General features: G+C 33.3%; 23 protein-coding genes. 5 read left to right on the top strand and 18 right to left on the bottom strand.

Annotated elements, in window-relative coordinates:
• The 3 genes from Q4Q55_RS04055 to Q4Q55_RS04065 all read right to left on the bottom strand — a co-directional run.
• Positions 1–633 (bottom strand): SAP domain-containing protein (locus Q4Q55_RS04055; protein WP_303371543.1); only part of this gene is annotated, 633 nt, incomplete at its 3' end.
• Positions 630–1,742 (bottom strand): low temperature requirement protein A, encoded by a 1,113-nt coding sequence (locus Q4Q55_RS04060; RefSeq protein WP_303371544.1) that lies wholly within the window; start codon positions 1,740–1,742, stop codon positions 630–632. The genes Q4Q55_RS04060 and Q4Q55_RS04055, both read right to left, overlap by 4 nt.
• Positions 1,743–1,843: 101 nt before the next feature.
• Entirely contained in the window at positions 1,844–2,101 is a 258-nt protein-coding gene (locus tag Q4Q55_RS04065) for a hypothetical protein (RefSeq protein WP_303371545.1), read from the bottom strand.
• Positions 2,102–2,153: 52 nt separating this feature from the next.
• Between Q4Q55_RS04065 and Q4Q55_RS04070 the strand changes: the two genes are divergently transcribed.
• Together Q4Q55_RS04070 and Q4Q55_RS04075 are read left to right on the top strand one after the other, a co-directional pair.
• Positions 2,154–2,321, top strand: a complete 168-nt coding sequence (locus tag Q4Q55_RS04070) for a hypothetical protein (RefSeq protein WP_303371546.1) — start codon at positions 2,154–2,156, stop codon at positions 2,319–2,321.
• Positions 2,322–2,420: 99 nt separating this feature from the next.
• Positions 2,421–2,642, top strand: coding sequence for a hypothetical protein (locus tag Q4Q55_RS04075; RefSeq protein ID WP_303371547.1), 222 nt, complete (start codon positions 2,421–2,423; stop codon positions 2,640–2,642).
• A gap of 69 nt (positions 2,643–2,711) precedes the next feature.
• On the opposite strand, the gene Q4Q55_RS04080 is transcribed toward Q4Q55_RS04075, so the two are convergent.
• Positions 2,712–3,038, bottom strand: a complete 327-nt coding sequence (locus tag Q4Q55_RS04080) for a hypothetical protein (protein ID WP_303371548.1) — start codon at positions 3,036–3,038, stop codon at positions 2,712–2,714.
• Between the two features lie 44 nt (positions 3,039–3,082).
• Here Q4Q55_RS04080 and Q4Q55_RS04085 point away from each other — a divergent pair, with 44 nt between their 5' ends.
• Entirely contained in the window at positions 3,083–4,447 is a 1,365-nt protein-coding gene (locus Q4Q55_RS04085) for an MATE family efflux transporter (RefSeq protein WP_303371549.1), read from the top strand.
• Positions 4,448–4,594: 147 nt separating this feature from the next.
• Positions 4,595–5,119, top strand: coding sequence for a hypothetical protein (locus tag Q4Q55_RS04090; protein ID WP_303371550.1), 525 nt, complete (start codon positions 4,595–4,597; stop codon positions 5,117–5,119).
• 1 nt (position 5,120) lies between these two features.
• Here the strand turns inward: Q4Q55_RS04090 and Q4Q55_RS04095 are convergent, their stop codons facing one another.
• The 12 genes from Q4Q55_RS04095 to Q4Q55_RS04150 form a co-directional block, all read right to left on the bottom strand.
• Entirely contained in the window at positions 5,121–6,143 is a 1,023-nt protein-coding gene (locus Q4Q55_RS04095; RefSeq protein ID WP_368660134.1) for an alcohol dehydrogenase catalytic domain-containing protein, read from the bottom strand.
• Positions 6,127–6,837, bottom strand: a complete 711-nt coding sequence (locus tag Q4Q55_RS04100; RefSeq protein ID WP_303371552.1) for a 2-C-methyl-D-erythritol 4-phosphate cytidylyltransferase — start codon at positions 6,835–6,837, stop codon at positions 6,127–6,129. The genes Q4Q55_RS04095 and Q4Q55_RS04100 overlap by 17 nt, the downstream gene beginning before the upstream one ends.
• Positions 6,838–6,842: 5 nt before the next feature.
• The gene (locus Q4Q55_RS04105) at positions 6,843–7,427 is read right to left on the bottom strand and encodes a class I SAM-dependent methyltransferase (protein ID WP_303371553.1); all 585 of its coding nucleotides are present in this window, start codon (positions 7,425–7,427) and stop codon (positions 6,843–6,845) included.
• A 102-nt stretch (positions 7,428–7,529) separates the two neighbouring features.
• A complete protein-coding gene (locus tag Q4Q55_RS04110) occupies positions 7,530–8,132 on the bottom strand; it encodes a class I SAM-dependent methyltransferase (RefSeq protein WP_303371554.1) in 603 nt (200 codons plus the stop codon).
• Positions 8,133–8,440: 308 nt separating this feature from the next.
• A complete protein-coding gene (argJ, locus tag Q4Q55_RS04115; RefSeq protein WP_303371555.1) occupies positions 8,441–9,664 on the bottom strand; it encodes a bifunctional ornithine acetyltransferase/N-acetylglutamate synthase in 1,224 nt (407 codons plus the stop codon).
• Between the two features lie 20 nt (positions 9,665–9,684).
• On the bottom strand, positions 9,685–10,050 hold the full coding sequence (locus tag Q4Q55_RS04120) for a hypothetical protein (protein WP_303371556.1): 366 nt from the start codon (positions 10,048–10,050) through the stop codon (positions 9,685–9,687).
• Between the two features lie 21 nt (positions 10,051–10,071).
• A complete protein-coding gene (locus Q4Q55_RS04125) occupies positions 10,072–11,274 on the bottom strand; it encodes a hypothetical protein (protein ID WP_303371557.1) in 1,203 nt (400 codons plus the stop codon).
• Positions 11,267–12,292 carry a Zc3h12a-like ribonuclease gene (locus Q4Q55_RS04130; protein WP_303371558.1) on the bottom strand — a complete coding sequence of 342 codons (1,026 nt, stop codon included), beginning with the start codon at positions 12,290–12,292 and terminating at the stop codon, positions 11,267–11,269. Before Q4Q55_RS04130 ends, Q4Q55_RS04125 begins: the two co-directional genes overlap by 8 nt.
• A 76-nt stretch (positions 12,293–12,368) precedes the next feature.
• On the bottom strand, positions 12,369–13,112 hold the full coding sequence (locus Q4Q55_RS04135; RefSeq protein ID WP_303371559.1) for a metallophosphoesterase: 744 nt from the start codon (positions 13,110–13,112) through the stop codon (positions 12,369–12,371).
• 5 nt (positions 13,113–13,117) lie between these two features.
• Positions 13,118–13,468: a nascent polypeptide-associated complex protein gene (locus Q4Q55_RS04140; RefSeq protein ID WP_303371560.1), complete on the bottom strand. Its 351-nt coding sequence runs from the start codon at positions 13,466–13,468 to the stop codon at positions 13,118–13,120.
• Between the two features lie 84 nt (positions 13,469–13,552).
• A complete protein-coding gene (locus tag Q4Q55_RS04145; RefSeq protein ID WP_303371561.1) occupies positions 13,553–14,695 on the bottom strand; it encodes an aldo/keto reductase in 1,143 nt (380 codons plus the stop codon).
• The gene (locus Q4Q55_RS04150; RefSeq protein WP_303371562.1) at positions 14,688–16,412 is read right to left on the bottom strand and encodes an FUSC family protein; all 1,725 of its coding nucleotides are present in this window, start codon (positions 16,410–16,412) and stop codon (positions 14,688–14,690) included. Before Q4Q55_RS04150 ends, Q4Q55_RS04145 begins: the two co-directional genes overlap by 8 nt.
• Before the next feature lie 100 nt (positions 16,413–16,512).
• Between Q4Q55_RS04150 and Q4Q55_RS04155 the strand changes: the two genes are divergently transcribed.
• Positions 16,513–17,049 carry a DNA-3-methyladenine glycosylase I gene (locus tag Q4Q55_RS04155; protein ID WP_303371563.1) on the top strand — a complete coding sequence of 179 codons (537 nt, stop codon included), beginning with the start codon at positions 16,513–16,515 and terminating at the stop codon, positions 17,047–17,049.
• Between the two features lie 32 nt (positions 17,050–17,081).
• Here the strand turns inward: Q4Q55_RS04155 and Q4Q55_RS04160 are convergent, their stop codons facing one another.
• Together Q4Q55_RS04160 and modB are read right to left on the bottom strand one after the other, a co-directional pair.
• Positions 17,082–18,119: a sulfate/molybdate ABC transporter ATP-binding protein gene (locus Q4Q55_RS04160; RefSeq protein ID WP_303371564.1), complete on the bottom strand. Its 1,038-nt coding sequence runs from the start codon at positions 18,117–18,119 to the stop codon at positions 17,082–17,084.
• 45 nt (positions 18,120–18,164) lie between these two features.
• Positions 18,165–18,842, bottom strand: a complete 678-nt coding sequence (gene modB, locus Q4Q55_RS04165; RefSeq protein WP_303371565.1) for a molybdate ABC transporter permease subunit — start codon at positions 18,840–18,842, stop codon at positions 18,165–18,167.
• Between the last annotated feature and the right edge of the window lie 3 nt (positions 18,843–18,845).

Consider the following 18,845-nt stretch of genomic DNA (forward strand, 5'->3'; position numbering starts at 1 on the left):
TTGAGAATCAAGGACAATCGGATTTAATCCTAGAATGAAACGTTGCAAATCATAATCCAGGAATGATTCGTAGTCCCCTTCATAGGCGAAAACATGCGCTTTTGCAGACAATGCATCGATAAATACTAAGAATTGATTGGCTATTAATGCCTTGGATATGATTTCATCACAGAAATCATGTGCAGTCTGAACTGAACCATTGCCTGCCGCTTTAACATAAGTTTCATAATCTTCAAATCTGAATGCAACAAGTGCAAACATGTACAGGTCAATCCATTCATTTTCATCCAGAAACTCTTTTGCCTTTTGAGTTAAACTGTAATCTCCAGAACCAGCACCATCATTTAAAACCGGCAGAATTCTTTCAACAAGTTCCTGTTTTTTACCTGAAACTTTCAAACCATTTTCTTTTAATAATTCTTTTAAATCTGCAACCTTGTATTTTTTAGATATCTCTTCGGCGGTCAATGCACTGCCATCACCTTCAAGATAATTGTTTTCAACTAAATAATCCACACAAGCCTGTCCGGATTCAAAAGTTCCAAAATTTCCTTCGTTTAGAATATCACCCAGTTCATAACCATTATTTAAAAAGTTTAAAACATTGAATACTTCTAATTTTTGTTCACTCACTTAAACACCTTTTTTTGTTTAGTCAATAATACTCCAAAATTGCCAAATGTTATAGTTAGACTTCCAATTAAGAAAGCATATAAATTTGAAATAAATATCAAAACAATGGCCATCCCCACAAATGTAGCCATTATCATTAGTATAATATCTTTTTTTGTTAATTTAATATTTTTCCTATAATATTCCTTATTTGCCATGATTGACAGATAAAAAATAACCAGTGACCCAATCATCAATCCGCTTGCAAACAGATGATTGACCTCCCCACTATGAATTAACTCCAAAGCAACTGTCACAAGATTAATGCTGATTACAATAAAATAATGGCTAAACATTAACCTTAAAGACCTTTCAACTCTGTTGTGTTCCATAAGATAATGGATTTGAATTACATATGAACCGAACATTGTCAGGACAATGAAAAAGACCAAAATCGGAACAAAATTGAAGTTGGATGTGTCAAAGAAATGTGTAAGTCCAACAATGGCTTCACCAAAGGTAATAATAGTCAATAATTCGAACCTTTCAACCAAATGAGGAAAGCTAATAATGCTCTTGTCAAATTTACCTCTGATAAAGAAAGGTAAGAAAGCCCCCGTTAGGACCGCCACCACATTTATCCATATTACATATCCTGAAAAATTGAAGAATATTGACAGAATAGCAATTACGTAGATTGTACAGACAACCGTCAAGATTGTAATGGAATTGCCTGCTGCCCCAACCATTGATTTTTCCTTGTAAGCCTGAATTGAATACAATGCGACAACCGTTAAAAGAAGTATTAACATTGCAAGGTCAAATGGAAAAGCCATTGATTGCCAGTCATGTGAAATCGTGTTTGCCATGTAAATTACGGCAATCATATTTACACAGGCCAGGGCATAGTCATACCATTTCCACCTCCCATACCGATTAACATAATTTGTAAAGTAAAGCCATGCCTGCAGAATCACAAATGATGTTATCAAATATGCAAAAAAGTTATATGGTGGGATTACCCCACCAATCGGCTCTGAAATCAAAGCTGTTAATTTTGATATTGCATATACAAAAATCAAATCATAAAATAATTCTATTAATTCAACAGGTTTTGTTTTTACTTGCATATTATTACCGGTCAACAGTGGATATTGAATTATTTGTATTGAATTGCTTTTAAAAATGTTTGGTTATGGCAACAAAATTATTCAGTTAAAAGAAAGAAAAATTAAGGGTTGCACGCTTCATCAGCAGCACCCATTACAACACTAATCTCATCCCCTATATTGATTTCGGAAATCTTTTTTGGAGATTCGTTTTTAGCATTATAATATGCTTGAGCAAAATTCATAGTAATGAAATAGACTTCCTTGAAATCCAAGATAAAGTCATCACCATCAATTTTATTTAAGATATCAATTAATTCGACTGCAATTTCACTAGTTTCCAGATTCTTACCAAATTCAGCTCCTACATTGATTAACATATTCTACACCCATAACAATATTTAAACTTCATAATTAATATAATTAGATAATATGAAAAATTGTCCGAAATGCAAAAGAAAACTGAAAAGAGTATTCTATGGTGAGCCCACAGACGAAATGGCTATCGAATCACTGGAAAATGAAGTGATTATCGGAAATTTCTGCCAAAGCACCTACAATTACTATTGCGAATATTGCGATGAGTTTTTCCAGTTTTAATACTCTCATTGCAATACTATCAGAAAAATATTATTACCCTAACTAATACAAATTATATACAAAAAAAGGTGTAAATTATGACTAAAGAAAATTTTATCAATGAATTGGCAAAGCACAGGTTTGGATGTTACTCAGGCAGAAAATGTTAATGACATTATAGAAGGAACATCAATTCGGGGACATTCAAACAAGGATAAGATTACTTCAGGAATTGTAGAAAAATTAGGCATAAGTGAAGAACAAGCCGATGAAATCTACAATGCAGCAATGGACATTTTGAAAGATTCCGTTGTTGATAAAATCAACCCCTTTAAAAAATAATATCCCTTTTCTAATATTTTGTTTTGATCAAATGCTTCTTACAGAATATTCTAAGCTAATTTTTGATGACTATAAACCCAACATATCCCTATCCGGATCGGCATTTTTGAACAGATTAATTTTAACGTCACTTTTCCATGTGAATTTCAACAATCCCGCATGAACCATTTTTAGGTCTTCAGGAGAAAAACCGTCAAGATAGTAAATTTTTCCACGCTCTGAAACATTCATCATGAACCTTATCAAGTGCCTATGCACCATGACGGAAAACGGTTTATACACTATAATATCATCGGTAATGTACTCAACCACCCGGTCTATTTCAAAAACATCAGGAGTCAATACTTCCACTTCACAATTCGGAAATTTTTCCCGAATGACTGTTTCATAATCCACATTATCACCACTAATAAATATTAGATTAACCAATATTTTAAATTATGGCTAACAAAAATGTGGAGTTAATGAGGGGAGAACCTGAAAAGGCTGTAAAGAAATTAGCTATTCCAATCATGATTTCAATGATACTGACAGCATTATACAATATCGTTGACGGCATCTGGGTGGCTGGTCTCGGACCGACAGCTATTGCAGGAATCGGATTTGTAACACCAATTTTTATGGTGTTGAACGGAGCAAGTGTAGGACTTGGAAACGGTGCAACAAGCAGTATATCAAGATTTATTGGAGCGAAAAATCATGATAAAGCCAATGAATCTGCAGCGCATTCACTATTCATATTTTTCATTGCATCAATCATATTAACAATCGTATTTATTATAATCCAAGAGCCATTGCTCAGAAGTTATGGTGCAACTGGGCAAACATTAAAAGAAGCAGTGACTTATGCAACACCACTGTTTTTAGGATTAATCTCTTTTATGTTTTCAAATGGGTGCAGCGGAATCCTCCGTGGTGAAGGAGACATGAAAAGGGCAATGTATGTTGTGGTTGCAACAGTTATTTTAAATGCATCCCTTGACCCTGTATTCATTTACATCATGGGCCTTGGTTCTGCCGGTGCATCACTTGCAACAATTGTAAGCTCAGCCATTGCAGCAGTCATAATGCTGTACTGGATTTTGATTAAAAAGGACACATATGTTAATGTTAGTCTTAAAAAATTCAAATTCAACTCAAAATTAACAAAAGACATTCTGAAAGTTGGAATTCCATCCGCACTTGACATGCTGATAATGGCAATCGCAATGTCAATTTATTTGATTGTGATTTCAATGATCGGCGGCGACTTTGGTATTGCGATATTCACATCAGGCCAAAGACTATACCTATTTGCAATAATGCCCCTTACAGCTATCGGGTCTGCAGTGATTGCAGTATCCGGCAGCGCATTTGGTGCTCGAAATGGAGATTATCTTTCAAGAGCACACAAATACGGTGCCAAATTTGGTTTGGCATTGGGAACAGCAATAACATTGATACTGGTAATATTTGCAACTCCTCTTGCAACAATTTTTGCATATACTCCCGAAACAGCCAGTTTGGTTCCAGGAATTGCCGAATATCTTCAGATTGTATGTCCAACTTTGATTTTAACAGGTATTGGAATCCCTTCCAGCTTCTTTTATCAGGGAATCGGAAAGGGAACATACAGCCTGATGTTTACAATTTTAAGGGAAATCATATTCGTTGTTCCTCTAATTTACCTCTTCGTATTTGTATTTGATTTGAATCTTGTTGGAGTCTGGCTAGGATTATGTATAGGAAGAGCTATTGCAAGTGTTATCAACTATGCATTTGCAAGATATGAAGTCAGAAGAACAAGATCAAAATTCGAAAATTAAGAGTTTTTTTTTCACTCTTAATCTTTTTTTATTTAATGACTTTAATATTGATTTAAGCTTATTAAATTGCTTTAAAAACTAACTTACTAATTTATTAACTATTAATTCATATATAGAATGTACAACTAAATTGTACAGGCTGAAAATATGAATATGGAAGATTATAATATAAGAACAAAAGTTATCGAAAAGACATTTAACGACAACCGCAAAATAAAATATCCCACCCCAGAGCACTTGAGGGCTGTTGATGATGGCATTTATCCTGGTGGAGATATCTTTACAACAGAAGATGGCGAACTGATTGATTTGGAATTTCAAATGACTGATTTTGATGAAGATGAACTTGTCAAGTATGTAGAGCTTGCTGAAGCGTTGTATGAAAAAAACCGATGCCCTATTTCAATCTACATAATCTGTCCGGATGATGTGAACATATGCATGAAAGAATGTGAAATTATGTCAAAAGCCGATTTTACAATCAAATTAGCTTGCATCAATGAAGATCCATGTCAGATAATACTTAAAGCAATTAAGCATAAGATAAAAAATAATGAAATTCTAAATGGGGACGACATACATGCCCTTAGCCTGCTTCAGGTAAAGTGCAGAAAAGAAGATCGAAATTATTATAGAAGAGAATATTTTAAGATAATAAACAAAATATCCTGAACTATATTTTCCATTTTAGAATTGTTTTACCAAATTTAGAAATATAATCTTTGTCAAATGCTTCCTTCAAGTCATTTAAAGAGTTTATTTCACAGATATTGGTAATTAACTTTTCCAGGTATTCGAATAGCTGAGGATTTCCTCTTAGAGTTTCAACAACTCCAATGAAATCTTCCCTATCAGACCTGCTATTACCCTGAATGGTCAATCCCTTTTCCAAAACCATACGAGTATTAATAGGTATTGGATACTCGCTTACTCCAAATAAGCTTATTATTCCCTGAGGATTAATGATATCTATTATCTGTTCAATTGCTGATTGTGATGCACTTGAACCAACACACTCAAAAGCATGGTCAACTACAACATCACCTATATCATGGATTCTATATATTTCATCGGCAAATGAGAATAGGTTCAGGTTTTCATGGTGTTTCCCAAAGACCATCACTTTAGATTCTGGAAATGCTTCCTTTAAAAGCAGTGCTGTGATGAAGCCCAAATTGCCATCTCCCCAAACGCCCAATCTGTCTTTTGGAGTTGATGCAATTTGTCTGAATTTGTTGATTCCCTGATAAGCGACACTTATCAGTTCTATGAATGCAGATACATTCAAGTTAAAATCATCAGGTATCTTTACAACCCTATCCTGCGCGAGTTTAATCAGATCAGAGGTGAATCCATCAAATCCGCTCCCCCTAAACTTTGAGTTATATGAATAATTGGGAAGACACACATCTTTACTTGAGGGAGTGTTTGGAATCATTACTACTTTATCACCGGATTTGAAATTTCCTTCACTGTCAAAGACAACCTCTCCGATTCCTTCATGAATCAATGCCATCGGCAATTTTTTGTCCAAAACTTCTGCCGGTCTTGAACCCTGATAATATCTTTGGTCAGCCTGGCAAATTGAAAGATGAGTCGGTCTTACAACTACGCCATCCAATTCCACTTCATCTATTGCCTCTTCAAAGAATTTTGGAGATTTTAATCTATAAACAATATTAATCATGAATATCATCAAGTATTGTATTTGCTAATTTTAAATCATAAGGGTATGTAATTTTAATATTTGTCACTTCACCATTAACTAGATGTACATCCTCATCCTTAAGTGTGAATATTTTGCATGCATCTGTAAGAATATTGCTTTCTTCTTGCGTTAAACTATTGATTAAGTTAAAAAGTTTTTTTATATTGAAGCTCTGTGGAGTTTGACCTTGGTAATAATAATCCCTTACGGGAATACTTTCTATAGTCTCCCCATTGATACTTTCAACAATTGTATCAGTGGCAGGAATTACTGTGTCGCAGGCCCCATATTTTTTTGCGGCATCAATATTGTCTTCTATAATCCTATGAGTCACAAATGGGCGCACCGAATCATGCGTTATGATAATTGACTCATCATCAATGCCAAAATTCTCTTCAATATGGTTGATACTGTTCATAATAGTATCATTTCTGGTTTTCCCACCTTCAATAACAATGATGTCTTCTGAATTTGGGATATACTCATCAATTAAGTGAATGGTATGATTAATGAAATTTTTTGGTGTCAAAACAATAGTTTTATCAATGTTACTGTTTATAACAAATTTTTCTATAGTGTGAATAATAACTGGTTTGTTTCCTAAAGTCAAGAATTGTTTGGGTGTGTCAGTTCCCCCCATTCTAGACCCTATTCCGCCTGCAAGTATTGCTGCAAAAATCATTTGATTTACTCCTTTTCAAAAATTATCAGATAATGAGACTTGCCATCGTCAATGTCTCCTCCAATATCCTCATTCAAATAAACTTTTTTAAGATTATAGGCATTGAATATTTCTTCCAATTCTTCTGAAGAACATCGAACGTCGACTGGAGGACCCCATTGCATTTCTATCGGCTTGAACTCCATAATTGCAATCCTGCCATCATTTTTCATTATTCTTTTAAACTCATTTATGACAGAACCCCTTTCTCCGGATTTGAATCCATGAAATACATTAAGCATCAACACAACATCAACTGAATCATCCTCAATTCCAGAAATGCCCCTTGTTAAGTCCGCTTCAATATTAGTAAGATTACCAATATTGTTTTCCAGCCTATATCTTTCCAGTTCCTGAATTGAAACATCATATGCATCTACGGCGTAAACTTTACCATCAGGAAGATATTTTTCAATTGCTTTAATTGAGATATAACCATCACCACAACCGGCATCCATAAAAGTCTCATTGCCGTTGAGGTTTAATTCTGTTAAAATTTTGTCGGCATCTAAAAATTTTGAACTTGATTTTCCATGATGTTTGTGTTCCATTTCAACACCTCAAATAATATTCTTTAAAAAATAGTATATAATGATTTTCAACAAAAAAAGAAAATAAAATAAATTGGGGATAGAAATCCCTAAAAAAAAGAATTAACTTTTTTCAAACATTATAAGATAGTGGGATTTGCCTTGCGGAATGTCCTCACCTATTTCTTCATTTAAATAAATCATTTTAAGACCATGATTATTGAACAACTCTTCCAATTCTTCCGGAGAACTTCTCATTTTAGTTGGCGGTCCTTTTGGAACATCCCAAGCCTTATAATCCATAATGACTATTTTTCCATCATCAGAAACTATTCTTGCAAGTTCTTCAACTGCTTCATCAAGATTTCTTGATGCTTTAAATCCATGGAAAACATTAACAAGCAAGACAACATCGATTGATCCATCCTCAACACCAGGAATGCCTTTGGCAATATCCGCTTCGATATTGATTAAATTCTCAACATTATTTTCTCTTTTGTAAGATTCCATATCTTCAATGGAAGCATCATAAATGTCTACTGCATAAACAGTTCCTTTATGGTTATAATCTTCTAAAACCTTAATTGCATTGTGACCGTCTCCACAACCTGCATCCATAAAGGTTTCGTCTCCTGTAAGATTTAGTTCTTTTATTATTTCATCAGAGTCCAGGAAATATGCGCTTGAAAATCCATGTGCTCTGTGACCGTTTTCAGGTTCCATCATATTTAATCACCTAAATAATATTCTTTAAAAAATAGTATATAATAATTTTCAATGTGATGAGATATTAATAACATCTAAAAATAGTTAAAATAAGTAAAAAAAAGTTATAAGAGGATTATTTTTTCCAAGTTTGTTTTACTCCTCTTCCTCTTTTACTACCAGGTTTAGTATAACTTCTTTTTGGTCTGGTTCTTCTGTTAGTTCCTTTAACTTTTGCCATAATCTTCCCTCCTTCTAATCAATCGTTAAAAAATCAGAATTATATATAACATAAAAATATTTGTTTTCAATATATTTAAAGCTTTTCTTTAAGTAGTGTATTCAGCATTAATTTTAACATAATCATAAGTTAAATCACAACCCCATGCGGTGGCTTGTCCTTCACCCAAATCCATATCAATATTAACTATGACATTTTTTGACTGCATGATTTTTTCAGCCCTTTCAAGATAAGGTGTGTTTTCAAATGCTAAAATTTCACCTTTCCTTACAAGGTCCACTTCATCTTCACCGTCGGCAATGGAAATAGTTATGATATCTGGATTCAAATCACAACCGGAGTATCCAATTGCTGATACAATTCTTCCCCAGTTTGGATCTCCACCGAATACAGCAGATTTGAATAAACTTGATGAAATGATTGATTTGGAAGCAAGTTTAGCATCTTCAGAGTCTTTTGCTCCAAATACATTAGCTTCAATGAATTTAGTGGCTCCCTCACCATCACGTGCCATTTTTTTAGCCAAATCTATGCATAAATAGTTTAAGGCTTCCTGGAAGTTTACATCAACCTCACCATCGTTTACAGCTTCAACATCAGACGCTCCATTTGCCATCATCAGACAGGTATCGTTAGTACTTTCATCACCATCAACAACAATCATGTTGAAACTAACATCTGCAGCCTTCTTTAAAGCCTTATTGATTTGATTAGCAGGAATGACTGCATCTGTAACTATGAATGACAGCATTGTACCCATATTAGGAGCTATCATACCACTTCCTTTAGTAATTCCCGCAATTTTAACAGTTTCTCCGTTGGTTAATGTTACTTCAACAGCACACTCTTTCGGAAATGTGTCAGTTGTCATGATTGCACGGGCTGCTGCAAGTGAGTTTTCCGCTTTGTTTCCAAGTTTGGAAAGAGATTCATAAGCCACTTTGGATATTATGTCAATTGGCATTTCACGACCTATTACTCCGGTTGATGAAATTGCAATTTCATCTTTAGGTATTTTCAAATCACGAGAAATCAATTCCACCAAAGTTTCACAATCCTTAAATCCCTGTTCGCCTGTAAAACAATTAGCATTTCCACTATTTACAAAAACTGCAGAAATTCTTCCATTTTTAATTGCTTTTTTTGTATATTTTACAGGGGCCGCAACTACATTATTTGAAGTGAAAACTGCAGAAGCAGTACTTCCTCTGGAAACGATAATTGTAACTCCAAATTTGCCTTCACGTGCTCCGGATACTTCAAGATTTTCAATAACTGAAAATCCTCCATCAAGATTTCTAATAAAACCCATAAAAACCACTAAAAAATAATTTAATAAGATAAAGTAACATTAGTTAGATTAAATTCCTGAATGTCTTCCTGATTATTAAAATCTATGTCATCCACTTTATCATCATAATCAACTGTTGTATTGTTTAAATTTGTAGTCATCTCAACAGTCACATTTTCAAATTCGACTTTATCATCATCTGAAGAATCGTCAAGAGCCATTGAAATGCCAATTCCCGCACCTATAACAAATGCAACCAATGCAATTACCATTATTGCCATTGTTGTCTTACTAGCTTTACTGGCTTTTTTTGTTCTAGGAGACCTTCTTTTCTGCATATGTCTAGGAGGTCTATTATCCCTAGGCGATCTCAAAACCCTTTTGTCATTTTTTCTTCTTCTCGACATGATAATTCTCTTTTTCATTACTTAAACTACAAATGCATAAACTAAAGCCAATATAACGGCTACAAAGCTAAACATTCCAAGTCCCAATATTGACATTAAATAAACTAAGATAAATACAAATGCAAATATCCCAATCAATGTTGATTTTTCATTTTCAACCAGATTTATCAAAGTTCTTGTAAACTCAGATGGAATATTATACGCGTATAATCCATTAGCCAATTCAAAAACTACTAATGATAACGGAGATGTGGATGGCAAATCATCAACCAGTTGTGCTCTTTCACCAGCTTCTCTCCTACTTCTTCCAATTCCAGCCCTTATTTTAGCCCCATTATCAAGTGCAAACCAAGCTGCATCAAGACCTGCACGGATAGCTAAATCTTTAGATGGGAATCTTGCAATAAAATCGTCCCCACCTTCCCTATAACCTTCAAGTTCGCCTTCACATTCAGTTTCAATGAAGTTTTTAATTCCAGTCATAAGGTCAACAAGCTGATTCCTACCATTTTTACTGATGAATTTGGTGGAATCAATTAAATCAATGAACAGATAATTTTCCAAATCAACCGGTCTTGATTCCCTTAATAAAAAGGGAGTGTCAAACACCAAAGCATATTCTCCACCAAGTTTGGTGAATGCAATTCCAGGAAAACTACCAATACTTTGAGTATAATGAATTGCTCTTTCAATAGAAGCTGCTCCAGTCATTCCAACAGCAGATATTACTTGAATACCTTCAGACAAACCAATTCCAATTAGTTCAATAGCTACTCTGATTGCATCATTCTTACTCAACATTCTTGCGACAAGTTCCGTGTCTGTTTTTTCGACTATCTCTCCAGCTTCGTTTTCAATAATCTTTACAAAAATATTAATTAAATTAGATGGATGAGGTATTTCAATGTAGAAATAACGGTCACTACCCATAATAATATTGCTTACTAAAGCATATTCCTCAATCTTATTCTCAGCAGGTTTTAATTCATGGAACGTGTACTCAACCGGAATATTTTCAGCACCAACATCACGAATGAGATTTTGCAAAATAGTATCTGAATTAATCTCCGCTTTTTCAAGCTCAAAAAGAATAGTCTGAGTATAATTGAATAACTCTACATATTCTGTTTCAAGAGAATTGGTTGGAAAGAATTTTGTTCCAACGGCAATTGGATTGAGCTTGGTTGTGAGTTTGACAAATGACTTAGTCAAAGCACTAGTCATCTAAACCTCCTCCTTTTTCAAGTTCAATTTCAAATTGTCCTGGTTTTTCTAAAAGCATATCCGGTTTGACGGAAACAAATGGGAATTTCCATGACCCTAATCTGCCCGCAATTGTACTTGCAATATTTCTGGAGTTTCTTTTAATAAACACTTCATCATGAGTACTTACACGGACTAGAACATTATATGGTGCATATTCAGTTACTTCATCAGCCAAGAGAATATTTAATTCGAAATTACCCGGTTTTGTAAACAAATCATTACGAACTGCTATCAAAGGTTTTTTCTCAAGACCTAACCTATCTGCGACAGTAACGGAAATGTTACCTGCATTTTTAACAGCTATTTTGTAATCTTTTGGATGAACCAATACGAATATAACATATGGGGCGGCAATTTCAACATCATCCACCATTTCCACAATTTTATTAAACATTGGGATTTTAGCAAATATGTTTTCAAGTTTAGATTCAGCGTTATTTTCATTATCAATACGTATAATTGCTTGTTTAGCAATGTTTAATGGGGAAATTTCCAATCCTTCCTTTCCTGTGTATATTTCCCATTTTTTGAAATTTAATTCTTTAATAATTTCATCACAAATTTTTTGCAGGATGTTCTTATCTTTTTTAGGTTGTTTAGGTTTTCCGAATGTTAATCTTCCCCGTTCAATTACAAATGGAATTCTCATAGAAGCAATATTCCTAAATTCAGCAGCATAATCTCTGAATTTATCGTTAGACAATATTTTTGCTTTTTCATTTGTTGCAATTTCGAGAATGAAATGATCTGCATCGTTGCCTGCTGGAACTTCTTCAACATTTTCACTTTCCAACAATTTCGCAAAGCTCTCTTTATCGTCAATATCATGGCGAAGTGATGCATCAGCAATAATTACAAACTCATCCTCACTTTCTTCCAGTGCTTTTACAGCAGCAAGGATATTGGACATTTTAGGTTGCCCATTTTCATTTTTTACATAGTGAGCTACATTTGAAGCATCTACAACAACTTTCACAATATCACCTAAAAAATAATCTATTATCGAATAATTTGTCAGTATAATATCTTTGTTTCAAACAATATTTAAAGTTTTAAATTTTATTCCTTGGATATTCACCAAATAAAAATTTATCCCCACCGACATTATGAAGATAAATCTCTATATTATCTTCAGAAATATTATAAACATTATAAGAATTTAGATTTTTCCCTCTGAGTTTTACAGAAGATAATGATCCTGCATTGACAATCAGAGTTTCATTTATTTTCCAGATGTTTGGAACATGTTTATGTCCAGATAAGATTAAATCTACTTCATGGGTTGTTAATGTTTTTAAAATATCACCTGAATCTGATAAAACATTACGTTCACGACCGGTTTGTGGAATTGATATCACATGATGATGAAGAACAACAACTGAAAAGTTTTCATTGACAACACATTCGTCCAATTGGTGTTCCAACCATAAATGTTGAGGCCGGCCAATCTCTCCACGGCTCTCATCAGGGGTGCTGCTGTCAAGGCCAATAACTGTAAAATCATCACCCACAGTTAATTTCCAACTTCTCTCACCCATCAACTCCTCAAAAGTCTGATAACCTAAATTACGGGCATCATGATTACCTGGAACTGCAAATAATGGCGGTTCAAACATTGCCAAATATCTTGAAGCCTGTTCAAACTCCTTATAATATCCATTATCAGTAATATCCCCAGTCAGAATAATCATATCTGGCTGCAGATTATTAATTTCACTTACAGCAGCCATGAACATTTCTTCATCAAAATTGGCTTTACTGATATGTAAATCTGAAATGTGAACAATAACGGTCATATTATCTATTGATTTAATTTCATGATAGCTTCTGCCAAATCACCTTTACATTCTTCCAGAGCCGCTTTTGCTTCTTCAGCAGATACATTAGCACTGTTAGCTACCATTTCCACATCTTCTTCAGGAATTTCAACTTCATATTCCAGTTCCACTTCACGAGCTTTTCCTTCAATCTGGTAGGTTTCTTGGCCCATCACATTCATTAAACTTACGCTCGGATTATCAATTATTAATTCCTTTTCATCAAAACGGATAATTACTTCACGAACACCTTGGAGGTCTTCCATTTTCATACCCATTTTTTTCATTTGCCTTTCCATCTGTTTCATTTGTTTTTTATTCATACCAGGTATCATAATCTGTCCTCATAAAATAATTATTTATAATTATAATATTAATCGTTATTAAAAATTTGCTTAAAAAAAATAAATAATTTGGGCTTAATTCGTAAACCCATAGATTTCAGTTTCAAATGTTTTTGCAACATCTTTCAATACTTCGGGAATATTGATTTGCTGAGGACATTCCTCAATGCATGATTCACATTCAATGCAGTCTGAAGCAATACCTACATCAGGCAGCTTTGAATAATTCAGATAGGCATTTCCAGGTTGTGACCAGTCATCACGGCCCAGAATTTTATGCTTGTTGTATAAATCAAAAAGTTTGGCGATGTCAATTTCTTCAGAACATGTGTCGACGCAATATCTGCATTTAGTGCAGTCGACAGTGATGTTGCTGTTAATAATCTCTGAAACATCTTCCAAGATTTGTAATTCATCATCATCTAATGGGTCGGCATTTTTAAATTCCCTGATGTTTTCTTCAAGCTGTTCCAGGGAACTTGCACCAGTCAACACAACGCATACATCATCAAGATTAGCTACAAATCTCATTGCCCATGAAACCACAGATCTATCAGGATTACATTCCTTCATGATTTTTTCAGCCTCTTCAGGAACATCTGCTAAAAATCCTCCTTTATACGGTTCCATAATCATTACAGATTTATCATATTTTCTTGCAACTTCAAGACATTTCCTGGATTCGATTCCTTCATCTTCCCAATCAAGATAGTTAATCTGAAGTAAAACAAATTCCAATTCAGGATGGTCAAACAGAATCTCCTCTAAAAATTCTGCATTACCATGAGTGGAAATACCAATGTGCTTAATATAACCTTCCTCTTTTTTCTTTTGGATAAATGAATAGAGATCAACATTTTTCCATGCGGTTTCCGTATATCCGCTTACATTGTGCAACATGAAATAATCGAAGTATTCCACACCACAGTTTTCAAGCTGTTCTGTAAATATTGGTTCTAATTGTGATTCTTCAGTAATTATGAACAAAGGCAGTTTAGTTGCTATTTTAAATGATTCTCGAGGATATCTGTCAACAACACACTTCTTAAATGCCTGTTCTCCAAGGGTTTCATGATAAATAAATGCAGTATCAAAATGTTTAAATCCCGCATCCATAAACTCATCTACCATTTTATTCACTTGCTCATAATCAATGCTTTTAAAGTCGTTTTCATCCAAAATAGGAAGTCTCATCATTCCAAAACCTAAATCAACCATATAATTCCTCCATGATTTCATTCTCTTCTTCATATAATTTCATTACATAATCCATACAATAAGCAATAATCTTATCTTTAAAATTTAGATTATCATCTATTTTAGAACCATTATCAATAATATTCACCAAATTTTCAGCTAACTCATCTAAAATTTCATTAAAATTAAGACAATTCAAAATGAAATTGCAAATATCCGTTATCTTAATTTGTAATTGGTTTAATGAGTCATTTTCATCAGTCACTTCAATATTTTCACGAATAATATTGCTTACAACAAGCACTGTTGTTTTTTCAACATCATCATTATTTATACATTTCTGTTTAATTAAATTTATAGATTTTAAATTAAGTCCGAAAGACGCCTTTAAGTTATTTTTCGTTTCGATTTCGACGGAATACGGCAGGAATTTATAGTTGAATAATGTCACAACCAGCACGGCAACTGCCACCCACAATACCTTTAAGAACATTGCTTCGGGAGGTTCAATATACATCAATGCAGTCATGACCGACATTATTGTTGTTACAATTGCTAAAATCAATTTATCCTCTAATTTAACAACCATTATCATCATGCAGATTATCATTACAATCATCATCATTACATTAAATGAAAGATTGATGTATGGAATCATCAGCATTATTATTGCAAAAATGAAAACCCCTATCAATGTTCCATGAAGACGGCTTCTTGCAGTATATTCAACATCATTAATATAAGGCAACATCAATGGTATTGTAGCAAAATATAGCCATTTGGTAAACGGTAAATTAAATATTAATGTTAACAACTGCCAAATAAAAAGAATAAAAGCCATCTTAAAAGCAAATGTGAATTTGACAGAACGAAAACTGAATTGTCTTTTAATCATTGGCTTGAACAATGAAAATAAAGTTTTTTTATCTGGAATAATGGCCTCATTGGTTAAATCTTTTTTAGTTTCATTTGCAATAATCTCTAAGTTCAGCAATGCAAGAGGCATTCCTTCACTCTCAATTTCAACGTGAAAAATATCTTTAGGATTAATATTTCTTATCTGTGATAAAACATCTTTTAAATAAAGCAATTCATTTTTTGATAAATCAAATTCTGATAGAATCCTTCCAATGTATTGAAAAGATTTGACAACATCTAAAACTGATTGCTGTGTTTTTGTTGGGAAAAGCTTATATTCAAATTTATTAAAAATACTCAAATAAAATCCGCTTACCGTTTTAAAGTTATCGATTGATACTTCCTCACCATTTAATTTCAAATCTATGGCATTGTTTAGTTCATTAATTAAAGTTGTTATTGTGGCTTTAGATAATTTATAAGTTTTCTTCTTATTTATAACAATATTCAATCCAACAATGAAAATTGCACCGAACACCAAGGATAAAAGTCTCATCGGCAAATCTTCAAGGGATATCGGAATGCCAACCATCATAAAATAACACATCAAAAATGGCAAATACACACTTGTGCCGAATAAATGATAAGATGTGAATGTAGTTCCGAAAACAACTAGAAATGTTAAGATGCAACCCCATAATGTTAATGGATTATTCAAAAATGATGCCAAACCTAAAACTAATAGCAACAGCAGTATTTTAATAAAAGAAGTTTTTGGTTTGAATGACAGGTCATTTCCCAAATTCATGAATGTCGCCATTACCATTGTCACTCCAATTACCGCATTTTTATTTCCAAATACAGACATATAAAAAAACATGAATAACATCATTGCAGTAAACATGATTATTTTTGATTTCAATGCTTTATTCATAATTCTCTAAAAATATATTTAAATGAAGCATTAAATATTTATTTCTATGAAAGAAAACAGATGTTCTTGGGTAACTGATGATGATATTTATATAAAATATCATGACGAAGAATGGGGCATTCCGACACATGATGATAGAGAATTATTTGAAATGCTGGTTTTAGAATCTTTTCAGGCAGGTTTATCATGGATTACAATCCTTAAAAAAAGAGAAAACTTTAAAACATCTTTTGATAACTTTGATGTTGAAAAAGTAGCCGGTTATGATGAAAATAAAATTGAGGAGTTACTTTCAAATGAAAAAATCATTCGCCACAAAGGAAAGATTGCATCTGCAATAAATAATGCCCAAAAATTTATTGAAATTCAAAAGGAATTCGGCAGTTTTGATAAATATATATGGTCATTTACAGATTTTGAAATCATAAAAGCCGAATTTAAAACCGAATCAGATTTATCTAAAATAATCTCCAAGGATTTGAAAAAAAGAGGCATGAAATTTGTTGGTCCGACAATAATCTATTCCTATCTAGAATCCATTGGAATTATCAATAACCATCAAAAAGACTGTTTTAAATTTTAAAAATAAATTACAAAAAGTGGTAGAAATTAATCTTACTCTTCCAATAAGATTATATTTTTTGGGTCTACTTTAATATAGTCAGGAATCTCGAACTCATGCACACGAATCTGTTTTTCACATTCCCACCACAAACCATTTTCCAAAGTCACTTCCCATTCAAAAGGCATTTCCAATACAGATGAATTTGTCATAGCCAATACATTCACATCATTTTCTTCAGCAGGAGTGAAATCATGCGCTCTTATACCAATATGAGTTATGTTTGATGTAATCTTTTCGGATACTTCAAATGTGACTCCCCACTCTAAAGATTTGAGATGATAATCATCAATAATTTCTATTTTAGAAATATTCTTACATCCAGTAAGTCTTGCAACTTGAACTTTTTTAGGATTCTCAAATATTTCATGAGTGTCCCCTTTTGCTATAATTTTACCTTCATCCAATATTAAAAGTTCATCACAAAACTGAAACGCTTCATCACGGTCATGAGTAACCAAAATAGAAAATCCATCGAAATTTTCTAGTAAATTAACCAATTCAATACGCAATTGCTCTTTTAAATAAGTATCCATAGCACTGAATGGTTCATCAAACAATATAACATCAGGACTATAAGCCAAAATACGTGCCAAAGCTACTCTTTGTTGTTGACCACCAGACAATTGTCTAGGATATCTCTTTTCCAAGCCATTTAAATGAAAACGTTTAATCATGTCCAAAACAATTTTTTCATCATAATCTTTAGACAAGCCAATAGCAATATTTTCCTCAACAGTCATGTTAGGAAATAAAGCATAATTCTGAAATAAGTAACCCACATTTCTTTTTTGAGGTTTTAAATTAATTTTTTTATTTGAATCAAAATAAACAGTTTCTTCATCAGTAGTCAAACTTATAATACCTGCATCAGGATCCACAATACCCGCAACAGATTTCAAGGTCATACTTTTACCACAGCCAGAAGGACCAAGAATACCCAAACAACCCTTTTTCAATTCAAAACTAACATCCAAGTCAAACTCTTTAAGTTTCTTATGGATTTCCACATTTAATAGTTTATTACTCATAATCCTTCCTCGACAATATAAAAATATCAATAAAATAGCATATACCTATCTCCACTGCTTTTCCTTACGTATAGATAAGTAATCCATAATGAAAATAGCAATAAATGATATGATAACAATGACTACTACATAATCAAAAGCAGTTCCCATATTACCTGCTGCCACTTCAGAGTAAACAGCCATAGGGAGAGTTCTAGTTTGTCCGGCAATATTGCCTGCTAGCATAGCTGTAGCACCGAATTCCCCTAAACCACGAGCATAAGCAAGAATTCCTCCGCTAATAATCCCCGGCAATGCATTAGCAAATAAAACTTTCCAAAAAATTTTCCACTCAGACATACCTAATGTACGACCAGCGTCTAACAAATTTGAATCAACCTGTTCAAATGCACCCCTAGCAGAGCGATACATTAAAGGAAAAGACATGACTACTGCAGCAATAACTGTTGCAGACCATGAAAAAGCTATTTTCACTGTAAAAAAGTCTAAAAAAAACTTTCCTATTGGTCCTCTAACCCCAAAAATATACAATAAAAAGAACCCTACTACGGTAGGAGGTAGCACTATCGGAAGTGTAAAAATACCATCGAGTGCAATTTTTATTGTATCATTTTTTATCTTAACGATACCCCAAGCAACAATCAAACCTACAAAAAAGGTTATGAAAATTGATAAACTTGCAGTTTTCATTGAAATGAAAATCGGGGACCAATCAACAGCCATGTC

This window comes from Methanobrevibacter sp., assembly GCF_030539555.1.
Lineage (GTDB): Archaea > Methanobacteriota > Methanobacteria > Methanobacteriales > Methanobacteriaceae > Methanocatella.

Coding starts and splice junctions, on each gene's coding strand:
- modB (WP_303371565.1), bottom strand. CDS start 18,842: ATGGCTGTTGATTGGTCCCCGATTTTCATTTCAATGAAAACTGCAAGT.
- Q4Q55_RS04075 (WP_303371547.1), top strand. CDS start 2,421: ATGAATTGGCAAAGCACAGGTTTGGATGTTACTCAGGCAGAAAATGTT.
- Q4Q55_RS04085 (WP_303371549.1), top strand. CDS start 3,083: ATGGCTAACAAAAATGTGGAGTTAATGAGGGGAGAACCTGAAAAGGCT.
- argJ (WP_303371555.1), bottom strand. CDS start 9,664: ATGGGTTTTATTAGAAATCTTGATGGAGGATTTTCAGTTATTGAAAAT.
- Q4Q55_RS04070 (WP_303371546.1), top strand. CDS start 2,154: ATGAAAAATTGTCCGAAATGCAAAAGAAAACTGAAAAGAGTATTCTAT.
- Q4Q55_RS04125 (WP_303371557.1), bottom strand. CDS start 11,274: ATGACTAGTGCTTTGACTAAGTCATTTGTCAAACTCACAACCAAGCTC.
- Q4Q55_RS04100 (WP_303371552.1), bottom strand. CDS start 6,837: ATGATTTTTGCAGCAATACTTGCAGGCGGAATAGGGTCTAGAATGGGG.
- Q4Q55_RS04095 (WP_368660134.1), bottom strand. CDS start 6,143: ATGATATTCATGATTAATATTGTTTATAGATTAAAATCTCCAAAATTC.
- Q4Q55_RS04150 (WP_303371562.1), bottom strand. CDS start 16,412: ATGTTTTTTTATATGTCTGTATTTGGAAATAAAAATGCGGTAATTGGA.
- Q4Q55_RS04120 (WP_303371556.1), bottom strand. CDS start 10,050: ATGTCGAGAAGAAGAAAAAATGACAAAAGGGTTTTGAGATCGCCTAGG.
- Q4Q55_RS04105 (WP_303371553.1), bottom strand. CDS start 7,427: ATGGAACACAAACATCATGGAAAATCAAGTTCAAAATTTTTAGATGCC.
- Q4Q55_RS04065 (WP_303371545.1), bottom strand. CDS start 2,101: ATGTTAATCAATGTAGGAGCTGAATTTGGTAAGAATCTGGAAACTAGT.
- Q4Q55_RS04160 (WP_303371564.1), bottom strand. CDS start 18,119: ATGAGTAATAAACTATTAAATGTGGAAATCCATAAGAAACTTAAAGAG.
- Q4Q55_RS04140 (WP_303371560.1), bottom strand. CDS start 13,468: ATGATACCTGGTATGAATAAAAAACAAATGAAACAGATGGAAAGGCAA.
- Q4Q55_RS04090 (WP_303371550.1), top strand. CDS start 4,595: ATGAATATGGAAGATTATAATATAAGAACAAAAGTTATCGAAAAGACA.
- Q4Q55_RS04135 (WP_303371559.1), bottom strand. CDS start 13,112: ATGACCGTTATTGTTCACATTTCAGATTTACATATCAGTAAAGCCAAT.
- Q4Q55_RS04110 (WP_303371554.1), bottom strand. CDS start 8,132: ATGATGGAACCTGAAAACGGTCACAGAGCACATGGATTTTCAAGCGCA.
- Q4Q55_RS04060 (WP_303371544.1), bottom strand. CDS start 1,742: ATGCAAGTAAAAACAAAACCTGTTGAATTAATAGAATTATTTTATGAT.
- Q4Q55_RS04155 (WP_303371563.1), top strand. CDS start 16,513: ATGAAAGAAAACAGATGTTCTTGGGTAACTGATGATGATATTTATATA.
- Q4Q55_RS04145 (WP_303371561.1), bottom strand. CDS start 14,695: ATGGTTGATTTAGGTTTTGGAATGATGAGACTTCCTATTTTGGATGAA.